Origin of the sequence: Paraburkholderia lebeckiae (assembly GCF_014201005.1) — a bacterium.
In the GTDB taxonomy this organism is placed as follows: domain Bacteria; phylum Pseudomonadota; class Gammaproteobacteria; order Burkholderiales; family Burkholderiaceae; genus Paraburkholderia; species Paraburkholderia tuberum.
This window is the reverse complement of sequence record NZ_JACHDK010000019.1, coordinates 55,974-68,760: the sequence shown is the minus strand read 5'-3', so window position 1 is coordinate 68,760 and position 12,787 is coordinate 55,974. Positions and strand designations below refer to the sequence as shown.

At 63.1% G+C, this 12,787-nt stretch carries 12 protein-coding genes; 6 read left to right on the top strand and 6 right to left on the bottom strand.

The window, feature by feature from the left end; all coding sequences use genetic code 11:
* Positions 1-113: 113 nt before the first annotated feature.
* Together HDG39_RS27080 and HDG39_RS27075 are read left to right on the top strand one after the other, a co-directional pair.
* Positions 114-749, top strand: coding sequence for a carbonic anhydrase (locus HDG39_RS27080; protein WP_184010176.1), 636 nt, complete (start codon positions 114-116; stop codon positions 747-749).
* A 43-nt stretch (positions 750-792) separates the two neighbouring features.
* Positions 793-2,355, top strand: a complete 1,563-nt coding sequence (locus tag HDG39_RS27075; protein WP_184010174.1) for a SulP family inorganic anion transporter — start codon at positions 793-795, stop codon at positions 2,353-2,355.
* A gap of 124 nt (positions 2,356-2,479) precedes the next feature.
* Here the strand turns inward: HDG39_RS27075 and HDG39_RS27070 are convergent, their stop codons facing one another.
* From HDG39_RS27070 to HDG39_RS27045, 6 genes are all read right to left on the bottom strand, one after another.
* A complete protein-coding gene (locus HDG39_RS27070; RefSeq protein WP_184010172.1) occupies positions 2,480-4,027 on the bottom strand; it encodes a 2-isopropylmalate synthase in 1,548 nt (515 codons plus the stop codon).
* Between the two features lie 367 nt (positions 4,028-4,394).
* Complete coding sequence (gene pssA, locus HDG39_RS27065) at positions 4,395-5,267, bottom strand: CDP-diacylglycerol--serine O-phosphatidyltransferase (RefSeq protein WP_018420002.1); 873 nt, start codon at positions 5,265-5,267, stop codon at positions 4,395-4,397.
* A gap of 24 nt (positions 5,268-5,291) precedes the next feature.
* Positions 5,292-5,930, bottom strand: coding sequence for a phosphatidylserine decarboxylase (locus tag HDG39_RS27060; RefSeq protein ID WP_018420001.1), 639 nt, complete (start codon positions 5,928-5,930; stop codon positions 5,292-5,294).
* 132 nt (positions 5,931-6,062) lie between these two features.
* On the bottom strand, positions 6,063-7,079 hold the full coding sequence (ilvC, locus tag HDG39_RS27055; RefSeq protein ID WP_008920617.1) for a ketol-acid reductoisomerase: 1,017 nt from the start codon (positions 7,077-7,079) through the stop codon (positions 6,063-6,065).
* Between the two features lie 106 nt (positions 7,080-7,185).
* On the bottom strand, positions 7,186-7,677 hold the full coding sequence (ilvN, locus tag HDG39_RS27050; protein WP_018420000.1) for an acetolactate synthase small subunit: 492 nt from the start codon (positions 7,675-7,677) through the stop codon (positions 7,186-7,188).
* Positions 7,678-7,803: 126 nt separating this feature from the next.
* Complete coding sequence (locus HDG39_RS27045) at positions 7,804-9,567, bottom strand: acetolactate synthase 3 catalytic subunit (RefSeq protein ID WP_184010170.1); 1,764 nt, start codon at positions 9,565-9,567, stop codon at positions 7,804-7,806.
* Positions 9,568-9,922: 355 nt separating this feature from the next.
* Between HDG39_RS27045 and HDG39_RS27040 the strand changes: the two genes are divergently transcribed.
* The 4 genes from HDG39_RS27040 to HDG39_RS27025 are packed head-to-tail and all read left to right on the top strand — an operon-like array spanning position 9,923 to position 12,244.
* The gene (locus HDG39_RS27040; RefSeq protein WP_184010168.1) at positions 9,923-10,486 is read left to right on the top strand and encodes an RNA polymerase sigma factor; all 564 of its coding nucleotides are present in this window, start codon (positions 9,923-9,925) and stop codon (positions 10,484-10,486) included.
* Complete coding sequence (locus HDG39_RS27035) at positions 10,483-10,914, top strand: DUF3619 family protein (protein WP_184010166.1); 432 nt, start codon at positions 10,483-10,485, stop codon at positions 10,912-10,914. The genes HDG39_RS27040 and HDG39_RS27035 overlap by 4 nt, the downstream gene beginning before the upstream one ends.
* Positions 10,915-10,930: 16 nt before the next feature.
* Positions 10,931-11,698, top strand: coding sequence for a DUF3106 domain-containing protein (locus HDG39_RS27030; RefSeq protein ID WP_184010164.1), 768 nt, complete (start codon positions 10,931-10,933; stop codon positions 11,696-11,698).
* 21 nt (positions 11,699-11,719) lie between these two features.
* Complete coding sequence (locus tag HDG39_RS27025; protein ID WP_184010162.1) at positions 11,720-12,244, top strand: RDD family protein; 525 nt, start codon at positions 11,720-11,722, stop codon at positions 12,242-12,244.
* The last annotated feature ends 543 nt before the right edge of the window (positions 12,245-12,787 follow it).

Here is a 12,787-nt window from a genome sequence, read left to right as displayed (position 1 = left end):
TTTTGCGAAGGAAAGGTTATTGTAAACGCCGTTCGGGCACCGGCTCGCAATCACGTGCAGACGCGGTTTCGGTTCGGTGCCAGCTCAATTGCCTCTCATACGGAGTTGCTACGATGAACCGACCCAAACACCTGCTGGTCGCCAACGTCGCGTGGGCCCATGAAACCGCGACGCGTAATCCGGCATTTTTTCGCGACCTGATGCGCGGACAGAATCCGCACATTCTGTGGATCGGCTGCGCGGACAGCCGCGTGCCCGCCGAAACGATCACGCATTGCGAGCCCGGCGATCTCTTCGTCCATCGCAACATCGCCAACCTGTTTCATCCCGGCGACGACAACGTCGCGAGCGTCCTTGAATACGCAGTGCGGGTGCTCAAGGTCGGCCATGTGATCGTCTGCGGCCACTATGGCTGCGGCGGCGTGCGCGCCGCGCTGCTGCCGCCGGACCCCGCGCTTCCCCATGTGAACCGCCGTATCGCGCCGCTCTGCGCACTCGCCAAAACGCATCACTCGGAGCTGGACGGCGCGGCGACTGTGCCGGATCGCGTCAATCGCCTCGCCGAGCTGAACGTGCTCGAACAGGTGCGGCAGCTTCGGGCGAGCCCGATCGTGCACGAGGCTGAGCCGGCTCCGCTCGTGCACGGCTGGATCTTTGCGCTCGACGACGGGCGCATCAAGGTTCTCACCTCCGGCTATACCGCCGACGACGCGATGACCTGTACGACCGCCGCGCACAGCGCGGCCTAGCGAAGCACGTCGCCCGTCGTCCCACCTCTCGCTCTTCGACACCATGGATAATCAAACCTCTTTTTCCGCGCTCCAGAGCGACGTGCTCGCCGGAACGGCCGTTTTTCTGGTGGCCCTGCCGCTATGCCTCGGCATTGCTCACGCATCGGGCGTCGACCCGTTTGCCGGACTGGTGTCCGGCATCATTGGCGGGCTCGTGGTTGCCGCGCTGAGCGGCTCGCGTCTGAGCGTGAGCGGGCCGGCCGCGGGCCTCGTCGTGATCGTCGTCGACGGCATCGCACGGCTTGGCGGCTTTTCCGCTTTCCTCCTGGCCGTACTGCTGTCGGGCGTCATCCAGTTCGCCTTCGGCATGCTCAAGGCCGGCCGGTTCGCCGCCTACGTGCCGTCGCCGGTGATCAAGGGGATGCTCGCCGCCATCGGCGTGCTGTTGATCCTCAAGCAGTTGCCCGTTGCGCTGGGGCTATCCGGCACCGCCGACTCCATCCAGTCGGCGGCGGCGGTCGCAACGCCGCTCGGCCCAATCTCACTGACCGCCGTGCTGATCACACTGCTGTCGCTCGCGATCCTCGCCGGCTGGGAAACGCGCGCGCTGCGCCGCTTCGCTGTCGTGCGCATCATGCCCGCGCCGCTCGCGGTGGTGCTGCTCGGCATCGGCGCGACGCTCGCCCTCAATCTCGTCGCGCCATCATTGGCACCGTCCGCCGAACGGCGGGTCGCGTTGCCGTCGCTGGAATCGTTCGCGGCACTGCAGGCCGTGCTCGCGTCGGCCGACTTCGGCCCACGGTTCGCTCAGCTCATCAATCCCGACATATGGCGCGTTGCGATCACGATCGCCATCCTCGCAAGTCTCGAAACGCTACTGAGCCTCGAAGCGGTCGAACAAATCGATCCGGAGCGCCGCCGCGCGCCTCCCGATCGCGAGCTGAAGGCGCAGGGCGTGGGTAATCTGATCGCGGGTGCGATCGGCGGCCTGCCGATCACCGCGGTGATCGTGCGTAGCTCCGCGAACGTCCATGCCGGCGCAAAAAGCCGACTCTCGGCGATCGTTCACGGCGTGTTGCTTCTCGTTAGCGTGTTCGCACTCACGAGCGTGATCAACCTGATCCCGCTCGCCTGCCTTGCCGCGATCCTGATCTTCACCGGGTTCAAACTCGCCAAGCCGTCGTTGTTCGCCGGGCTCGCGCGGCAGGGATTCGCGCCGTTCGCACCATTTATCGTGACAGTCGTCGGTGTGCTCGTCACCGATCTGCTGATCGGTATCGTGCTCGGCATCCTGTGCAGCATGCTGTTCGCGCTGTACGCAAACCTGCGCGGCCCGATCGTGCTCGCGCAGCATGGCGATCACTACCTGCTGTCGTTTCGCAAGGACGTGTCGTTTCTCGGCAAGGTGCCGCTCAAGCACTATCTGCAGCAGATTCCGGATGGCGCCACCGTCATCGTCGATGCGACACGCGCCGATTTCGTCGATCACGACGTGCGCGAACTGCTGGACGCGTTCGTCGCCGATGCGCCTCGCCGCGGGATTACCGTCGACGTCAGATTTCAGGTCCGCGAGCAGGCCCGCGCAACGCGCGGCTGGTCGCTGCGGCGCACGACGGCGGAGTAGTTTCGTCATATCGCGCCGCCGCAACTGCGCGATGACGGCAGAAAAAAGCCCCGTGTGCCGAGCACCACGGGGCTTCTCCTCCGATCCACAAGCGATTGCGCGCTACCGGCGCGCCATGCTCGCGTTACTCCGAGCGCTGCGGATTCACCTTGTCCGCATTCGAATACAGCTTGTTGAGCGCCGAAAAATATGCCTTCGCGGATGCCGCGACGATATCCGGATCAGTGCCCGTGCCGTTGACGATGCGCCCGCTCTTCGACAACCGCACGGTCACTTCGCCCTGCGCCTGCGTGCCGGTCGTGATCGCGTTAACCGAGTACAGCAGCAGTTCGGAGCCGCTGCCCACTTCCGTTTCGATCGCGTTGAGGGTGGCGTCGACCGGTCCGTTGCCGCGCGCTTCGCCGGTGATCTCTTTACCCTCTACCGAGAACACGACCTTCGCGTGCGGCTGCTCGCCGGTTTCGGAATGCTGCGACATCGACAGAAACTTGTAGTGCTCCTTCTCGTGCGCTTCCGCCGATTCCTCGTTGACGATGGCGATGATGTCTTCGTCGAAGATCTCCGCCTTGCGATCGGCGAGTTCCTTGAAGCGCGCGAATGCGGTGTTCAGTTCGGCTTCGCTGTCGAGCGCGATGCCAAGCTCCTGCAGACGCTGTTTGAACGCATTGCGGCCCGACAGCTTGCCGAGCACGATCTTGTTCGCGGCCCAACCCACGTCTTCCGCGCGCATGATTTCGTAGGTATCGCGCGCCTTCAGCACGCCATCCTGATGGATGCCCGACGCGTGCGCGAAAGCGTTCGCGCCGACCACGGCCTTGTTCGGCTGCACGACGAAGCCAGTAATCTGCGACACGAGCTTCGAGGCCGGCACGATCTGAGTCGTGTCGAGGCCGACGTCGAGTCCGAAGTAATCCTTGCGGGTCTTCACCGCCATCACGATTTCTTCGAGCGACGTATTGCCCGCGCGCTCGCCGAGACCGTTGATCGTGCATTCGACCTGGCGCGCGCCGCCAATCTGCACGCCGGCGAGCGAATTCGCGACCGCCATGCCGAGGTCATTATGGCAATGCACGGAGAACACCGCCTTGTGCGAGTTGGGAATGCGCTCGCGCAGCGTCTTCACGAGTTGGCCATAGAGTTCCGGCACGCCATAGCCGACGGTGTCCGCGATGTTGATCGTGGTCGCGCCCTCGGCGATCACCGCTTCCAGCACGCGGCACAGGAAGTCCAAATCCGAGCGGCTGCCGTCTTCCGGCGAGAATTCGACGTCATCGGTGAACTTGCGCGCAAAACGCACCGCAAGCTTGGCTTGCTCGAATACCTGTTCGGGCGTCATCCGCAGCTTCTTCTCCATGTGCAGTGGCGAGGTTGCGATGAACGTGTGGATGCGGAAATGATCGGCCGGCTTCAGTGCGTCGGCGGCCTTCTGTATGTCCTTGTCGTTCGCACGCGCAAGCGAGCAGATCGTGCTGTCCTTCACGAGGCCGGCGATCGTATGGATCGCGTCGAAGTCGCCGTTCGAGCTGGCCGCGAAGCCCGCTTCGATCACGTCGACTTTCATCCGTTCGAGTTGCCTGGCGATGCGGATCTTCTCTTCCTTCGTCATCGACGCGCCGGGCGATTGCTCGCCGTCACGCAGCGTGGTGTCGAAAATGATCAGTTTGTCGGACATGTCGGGCCTCCTCGGGAGTCGTTCAGATGTGGGACTTGGTTTTGGAATGGGACGATGGGCGCCGCCGCTGGCAAGGTAGGGCGATCACGATGATCGCGGCCGGTGCGGACGGAACGCAAAAACGCATAAGGGCGTGAACGAAGGATGATGGCGCGGCGCAGCGAACGGCCTCGCCGACCCGGCAAAATCGGCCACGCCCACGCACTGATCCGACGACTATAGCGACATTCCAGCCACCGCGCAATGCACACGGGGCGGCCTGCGGCGCAGGCCGAAGCGACCTCGTAACGGCACCAACCTACGAAAAACGGCAGCCTGTGGGCTGCCGTTTTTCGTACATCGCTGCGACGCAGCGCGCGTCAAATCCTCAGCGGTCGTGCGACATCGAACGCGCCGGATTGGCCCGGCCGCGCACCGCCTGATATGCCCAGAACACGTAGCCGGACAGACCGTACAGCACGAACAGACCGAACAGCATCAGCGGCGGATCGGACGACACGAGCACGAAGGCGACCACCACCAGCAGGATCACGCCGAACGGCACGCGATGCCGTACGTCGAGCGCCTTGCCGCTATAGAACGGCGCGTTCGACACCATCGTTACCCCCGCGTAGATGGTCAGCACGAAGGCGACCCACGGCAGCCAGACGAGCTTCAGCGGCACGCGGTTGTCGGTGGCGAGCCACACGAAACCGGCGATCAGTGCCGCCGCGGCCGGGCTCGGCATGCCCTGGAAGAAACGCTTGTCGACCACGCCGATATTCGTGTTGAAACGCGCGAGCCGTAGCGCCGCGCCGGAACAATAGACGAACGCCGCGAGCCAGCCCCAACGACCGAGATCCTTCAGGATCCACTCGTACATCACGAGCGCGGGCGCAACACCGAACGACACCATGTCCGACAGGCTATCGAACTGCTCGCCGAACGCGCTTTGCGTATGCGTCATGCGCGCGACGCGGCCGTCCATGCCATCGAGCACCATCGCGACGAAGATCGCGATCGCCGCGATCTCGAAGCGCACGTTCATCGCCTGCACGACGGCGAAGAAGCCGCAGAACAGCGCGGCCGTGGTGAACGCGTTCGGCAGCAGGTAGATGCCGCGTTTTCTGAGGAACTGTTGACGCTGCGCGCGCCGGCTGTCGGCGACCGGCGACTCCGTGACCACCGGCGGCTTGTTGCGACGAAACGGTCGCGGCAGCGGTCCACTGCTGCGGGGTCGACGCGGTTTGAATGCGGCCATTCGGACAACCTCCTGTATGCCGCTTTACAGCTCGGCGAGGATCGTGGACGACGCCGACACCTTCTCGCCGATCGACACGCGCGGACGGCTGCCCACCGGCAAATACACGTCGACGCGCGAACCGAAGCGGATGAATCCGTAACGCTGGCCGCGAGTCAGCGGCTCGCCTGCACGGACGTAGCAAAGAATCCGCCGCGCGATCAGCCCGGCAATCTGCACCGACGTGACCGTCTGGCCGCCGGCCATTTCGATCACGACCGCGTTGCGCTCGTTTTCGAGCGAGGCTTTATCGACCGCCGCGTTCAGATACGCGCCTGGAAAGTACTCGACCTTCGAGATTGCGCCGTCGACCGGCGAGCGCTGCGAGTGCACGTTGAATACGTTCATGAACACGCTGATCTTCAGCGCTTCGCGATTCGCATAAGGATCATGCGCGGTTTCTACCGCGACGATACGACCGTCGGCAGGACACAGCACCGCGTTGGCCTGCGTCGGAATCGGACGCGCCGGGTCGCGGAAGAACTGCACGATGAAGATCAGGATCAGCCAGAAGAGCCACGCAAAGCCGAACCCCGCGAAGGCGTGAACCAGTAATGCAACGACGGCCGCGATGGCGATGAACGGCCAGCCTTCTCGCGCGATGATCGGATGAGGGTAATTCATGGATGGCTTCTGTGTTTTTGTAAAACCGTAGGATAGCAAAAGCCGCCCAGGGTTCAGCACCCTTGGACGGCTTTTTGACTGGTCCGGCCGCCGCGCCGAAGCGCCGCGCCGGACCTCGTTACGTCGAGACGCCTAGTTCTTCGACTGGTCGACGAGCTTGTTCTTCGCGATCCACGGCATCATCGCGCGCAGCTTCGAGCCAACCTGCTCGATCTGGTGCTCGGCCGTCAGACGGCGACGCGATTGCAGCGTCGGTGCGCCAGCCTTGTTCTCGATGATGAAGCTCTTCGCGTATTCGCCGGTCTGGATGTCGGTCAGCACGGCCTTCATCGCCTTCTTCGTTTCAGCGGTCACGATGCGCGGACCCGTCACGTACTCGCCGTACTCGGCGTTGTTCGAGATCGAGTAGTTCATGTTCGCGATGCCGCCTTCGTAGATCAGGTCGACGATCAGCTTCAGTTCGTGCAGGCACTCGAAGTACGCCATTTCCGGCGCGTAACCCGCCTCGACCAGCGTTTCGAAGCCGGCCTTGATCAGGTCGACGGTACCGCCGCACAGCACAGCCTGCTCGCCGAACAGGTCGGTTTCGGTTTCTTCACGGAAGTTCGTTTCGATGATGCCGGCACGGCCGCCGCCGTTAGCCGCTGCGTACGACAGCGCGATGTCGCGCGCCGCACCCGACTTGTCCTGCGCAACCGCGATCAGATGCGGCACGCCGCCACCTTGCGAGTAGGTGCCGCGAACCGTGTGGCCCGGCGCCTTCGGCGCGATCATGATGACGTCGAGGTCGGCACGCGGGATCACCTGGCCGTAGTGAACGTTGAAGCCGTGCGCGAACGCGAGCGCTGCGCCCTGCTTGATGTTCGCGTGGACTTCCTTCGCGTACACGTCGGCGATCTGCTCGTCCGGCAGCAGCATCATGACGACGTCCGCGCCCTTCACCGCTTCCGCGACTTCCTTGACTTGCAGGCCGGCGTTTTCAGCCTTGCTCCACGATGCGCCGCCCTTGCGCAGACCGACCGTGATGTTCACGCCGCTTTCCTTCAGGTTCAGCGCGTGCGCATGGCCTTGCGAGCCATAGCCGATGATGGTGACCTGCTTGCCCTTGATGAGGGAGAGATCGGCGTCCTTGTCGTAGAAAACTTTCATGTCGGTTCCTTGGCTAGATTCGATGATTCAGAGAAATTCAGGTACTGCGAATGTTGGTGTTGGCAGCTGGGCGATACCGCGTTGCCCGGCCTTGCGAAACGCGACGTCAGACCTTCAGAATGCGCTCGCCGCGACCGATGCCCGAACTGCCCGTGCGGACCGTCTCGAGAATCGCCGTGGAATCGAGCCCCTCGATGAAGGCGTCGAGCTTGTCGCTCGCCCCCGTCAGTTCGATCGTGTAGGTCTTTTCGGTGACGTCGATGATGCGGCCGCGGAAAATGTCCGCCATCCGCTTCATCTCCTCACGTTCCTTGCCGACCGCCCTCACCTTGATCAGCATCAGCTCGCGTTCGATGTGGGCGCCCTCGGTAAGGTCGACCACTTTCACCACCTCGATCAGGCGGTTCAGATGCTTCGTGATCTGTTCGATCACGTCGTCCGAGCCAACGGAGACGATGGTCATGCGCGACAGCGAACGGTCTTCGGTCGGAGCCACCGTCAAGGTTTCAATGTTGTAGCCGCGTGCTGAGAACAGCCCCACCACGCGCGACAGCGCGCCCGGTTCGTTTTCCAGCAGGACGGAAATGATGTGTCTCATGTTTCGCTTCTTCCAGATGTTGTGTCGATGTCTGCGAGCGGAGCGGCGCCGCTTCGTCTGCCCTCGCCTTTTGTGAAGGCGCGCGCATAACGAAGCCGGCGCTGGATTTATCCAGACGCCCCGTCGTTAAAGATCTTCCGAACCCATGAGCATCTCGGTGATGCCCTTGCCGGCCTGAACCATCGGCCAGACGTTTTCGGTCGGATCGGTCTGGAAGTCGAGAAACACCGTGCGATCCTTCAGGCGCAGCGCTTCCTTCAGCGCCGGTTCCACATCGGCCGTGCGCTCGATGCGCATGCCCACGTGTCCGTACGCTTCGGCGAGCTTCACGAAGTCCGGCAGCGCATCCATGTACGAATGCGAATAGCGTTTGCTGTATTCGATCTGCTGCCACTGGCGCACCATGCCCAGATAGCGGTTATTCAGCGAAATAATCTTGATCGGCAGGTCGTACTGCTTGCAGGTCGACAGCTCCTGGATGCACATCTGGATCGAGCCTTCGCCCGTGATGCACAGCACGTCGTCGTCCGGATGGGCCATCTTCACGCCCATCGCGGCCGGTAAGCCGAAGCCCATCGTGCCGAGGCCGCCGGAGTTGATCCAGCGACGCGGCTTGTTGAACTTGTAGAACTGCGCGGCCCACATCTGGTGCTGGCCCACGTCGGAGCACACGAACGCGTTGCCGTCGGTCAGCTCCCACGCCTTTTCGACCACGTACTGCGGCTTGATGATGTCGCTCTTGCGGTCGAACTTCAGGCAATCTTTCGCGCGCCAGCCTTCGATGTCCTTCCACCAGTCGGCGAGCGCCGCGGCGTCGGGGCCATGCTCGGCCGTCTGCAACTGCTCGATCAGTTCCTTCAGCACTTCCTTCACGTCGCCGACGATCGGAATGTCGACCTTGACGCGCTTGGAAATGGAAGAGGGATCGATGTCGATGTGGATGATCTTGCGCGGCCGCGACGCGAAGTGGTTCGGATCGCCGATCACGCGGTCGTCGAAGCGCGCGCCGATTGCGATCAGCACGTCGCAGTGCTGCATCGCCATATTGGCTTCGTACGTGCCGTGCATGCCGAGCATGCCGAGGAATTTCTTGTCGCTCGAGCGGTAGCCGCCCAGACCCATTAGCGTATTGGTGACCGGGTAGCCGAGCAGATCGGCGAACTGGTTCAATTCACGCGACGCATCCGCGAGCACGATGCCGCCGCCGGTGTAGATATACGGACGCTTCGCCGACAGCAGCAGCGACACCGCCTTGCGGATCTGACCGGAGTGGCCCTTCGTGACCGGGTTGTATGAGCGCAGCGAAACGCTCTTGATCGGCTCGTATTGGCACGGGGTCTTCGACACGTCTTTCGGAATGTCGATCAGCACCGGGCCGGGACGGCCGGTACGGGCGATGTAGAAAGCTTTCTTGACCGTGGCCGCGAGATCGCGCACGTCCTTCACGAGGAAGTTGTGTTTCACGCAGGGACGCGTGATGCCGACCGTGTCGCATTCCTGGAATGCATCCTGACCGATCGCGGCAGTCGGCACCTGGCCGCTGATCACGACCAACGGGATCGAATCCATATAGGCGGTCGCGATGCCGGTCACCGCGTTGGTGACGCCGGGGCCGGAGGTCACGAGACACACGCCGACCTTGCCGGTGGAGCGCGCGTAGGCGTCCGCGGCATGCACGGCGGCCTGCTCGTGGCGCACGAGCACATGCTGGAACTTGTCCTGTTTGTACAGCTCGTCGTAAATGTAAAGTACCGAGCCGCCGGGATAGCCCCAGATGAACTCGACGTCTTCGTCGGCCAGTGCCTTCATGAGCACGGTGGCGCCGATAGAGTCTGCTTCGTGATGGGGGGTCGTATCCGACGTGGAGAATTCCGCGCTGGGCATATTCATTGATTCACCTTTCGAATTTTCGGCAAAAAATTGATCGGGTGCTCTCTGCCGGGCTTGTGGCTCGGGTTCAAGCGGCACGTCCAGTTGACAGGCGGGCTTCTTGGGCCGCACCTCAATTGAGACAACTCACTTATGTTGCGAACCAGCGAAGATAGCTTCTGACGCGCTCGCGGTCAAGAAAATATTGCCATTGGCTCGCGCGTAGGAGCGCGCGATCGGACGGAATGTCGGTTGTCATGCAAATGCAAGCTCGAGCAGGTTTCACCCCTATCGAAGCAAAAGTTTGTTAGCATCCGCGAGTTTTACGACATTTTTCGACGATTACGCGCACGCTTGCTGCGCCGACCCCAACCGGATGGCATCAGACAAGGAACTCGCCGATTTTCTGGCGGGCGTCGAAAGGCGCGCATTCAAGCAGACGGTCTACGCCGTGCGGGACGACGATGCGTCCCTCGACATCGTGCAAGACGCGATGATCAAACTCGCCGAGAAATACGGCGACCGCCCGGCGGCCGAGCTACCACTGCTGTTTCAGCGTATTCTGCAGAATGCGACGCACGACTATTTCCGCCGTGCCAAAGTACGCAACACCTGGGTTAGTCTATTCTCGTCGCTCGGCAATGCCGACGACGACGAGTTCGATCCGCTGGAAACCTTGGAGGCCGCGGCGGGTTCGGCTGGCGCCGAGAGCAACGAACAGAAGCTCGAACGAGAGCAGGTCCTTCAGTCGATCGACGACGAGATCCAGAAATTACCGGCACGTCAACGGGAGGCGTTTCTCATGCGTTATTGGGAGGATATGGATGTCGCCGAGACTGCCGCCGCAATGGGCTGCTCCGAAGGCAGCGTGAAAACGCACTGCTCCCGGGCCACTCACACGCTGGCGCAAGCGCTCAAGGCGAAAGGAATCACGCTATGAGCTCCCTTGAAAACACAGAACTCGAGTTTGCGCGTCAACTGCGCCGCGCGCTCGACGAAAGCACCGCCAGCCTCCCTCCCGCCACCGTCGACCGGCTCGCTGCCGCGCGTCGTGCCGCGTTGGCGCGCAAAAAGCCCGAAGCCGTCAGCGCGCCGGTGTTCGTGCCTGCGTTCGCCGGCATGCCGGCCGGGATGGCGGAGCTACCGCACGGAGGCTTCGAGCCGCGCCGCCGCTGGCCGCTGCGCCGCTTCGCGCTCGCGTGGCCGCTGGCCGCGCTGGTCGTGAGCCTGATCGGCATCGCGTACTGGGAAGATCACCAGCGCACCGCCGAACTTGCCGATATCGATGCCGCCATGCTAAGCGACGACCTGCCGCTCAATGCCTATCTCGACCACGGCTTCAACGCGTATCTTTCACGCGCCCACTGAGCGGGAGATTCCTCGGGTGAGTTACAAGCGCGGCCTGGCCGTTGTTTTCGGATGCACGATCGCGGCCCTGGTGTCGTTTGTCGCGACCTATCCGCGCTTTCACCCGAGCCCATCGTCGGCGGGCAATCCGTCGCCCGGCGTCAACGTCGCCGCGCCCGCGCCCGCCCCCGCACTTTCCGTCGAATTGCCCGGCCTGCCGGGCAGCAACAGCCCCCTCGCGTGGTCGCGCCTGAGCGCCGCCGACCACGCCGCGCTGGCCCCATTCGCATCGCAGTGGGATTCGTTTAGCGACGAACGCAAGCGAAAGTGGATCAAGATTGCGTCGCGATACGCAAAGATGTCGCCGGATGCGCAAAAGCGTCTGCATGAGCGCATGAGTGAATGGGCGCGCATGACGCCCGATCAGCGCCGCGTCGCGCGCGAAAACTACCAGGTTTCGAAGGAGTTGCCGCGTGAAGCGCGCCAGAACGCGTGGAAAGCGTACCAACAACTGCCCGAAGAAACGAAGGAGCGGCTCGCCGCGAGCGAACGCAAGCGTCGCCCCAGCGTCGTCAGCGCTCCGCCATCGGCTCGCAACGAGATCAAGGGCATCGACCGGTTCGTGAATGCGCGCGAGCACGGCTCCAGCGCTGCCGCGGCGGCGAGCGCCGCGCCGGCTGCCTCCGCGCCGGCCGCGGCCTCGCTGCCGGCTCAGCCTGCGATTCCGGCAGCGGGCAGCTTCGTACCGGCGACGCCGGTGCCCGTGTCACCTGCCGAAGCGCCGGCAATCTTCCACGGCTCCTGATTCCGATCCCGAACCCATTACGTGTCCCAGCCGCTCGACACCCCCACCCTGCCTGCCGCCGCACCCGCCGGCACGGCGCCCACCGTCCGGCGACGGCTCGCGGCACTGCTCTACGAAACGGTCATTCTGTTCGGCGTCGTGTTTCTCGCCGGCTATCTGTTCAGCACGCTGACGCAGCAGCGTAACGGGCTCGCGCATCACAACCTGCTCGCCGGCTGGATCGGCCTCGTGGTTGGCGTGTACTTCGTCTGGTTCTGGACGCACGGCGGCCAGACGCTGCCGATGAAAACCTGGCGATTACGGGTTGTTGGCGCTGATGGCGCGCCGGTTTCGGTTGGGCGGGCGATTGCGCGGTATGTGTTCGCCTGGTTGTGGTTTTTGCCGCCGCTGGCGTTGCATCCACTTCTTGGGTTGCGGGTGCCGCAGACGCTTGTTATTGCGGGCGTCTGGTTCGTGGTGTGGGCCGCGAGTGGGCGTTTTGATCCGCAGCGGCAGTTTTTGCATGATCGGCTCGCGGGGACGCGGGTGGTAGCGGTTGGGCGCTAGCGCGCGTGGGCGATTAGCAGAATGCGTTGTTCCCCTTGGGCGGGTGAGGCCTTTTTTTGTCTTTTTTCTTTGCGGTGTTGGCCTTTCCTTGCTTTGTTGTCGGTCTATTAGCGTTGCCCCTGTGCGGGGCGGCACCTACTTTCTTTGCTGCTGCAAAGAAAGTAGGCAAAGAAGACAGCTCAAACCGCCAACTCTTAAGCGGGTCCCCTGGCTTGGAAGGGGTAGTGGTGCATCTGGAATCCGGGCCCCCGCACATTCCGCTCCAGTGACAAGGCCGTCATTCTTCCGGCGGCGCTACGCGCGCCGAAACTCCGTTCAAAAACCACTGGTTGTTTCGGCGCATCGCCGAAGCGCAGCCGAGGCCCCCCCCCCGCGCGGGCCAAACCATTGGTTTCCCAGGCAGACCCGTCCGCGACGCACGTAGTGCGGAGTGGGAGGGATGACGGCTTTGTCACGAACGCGGAATGCGCTGCGGCCCGGATTCCAGATGCACCACTACCCCTTCCAAGCCAGGGGACCCGCTTAAGATCTGGCGGTTTTAGC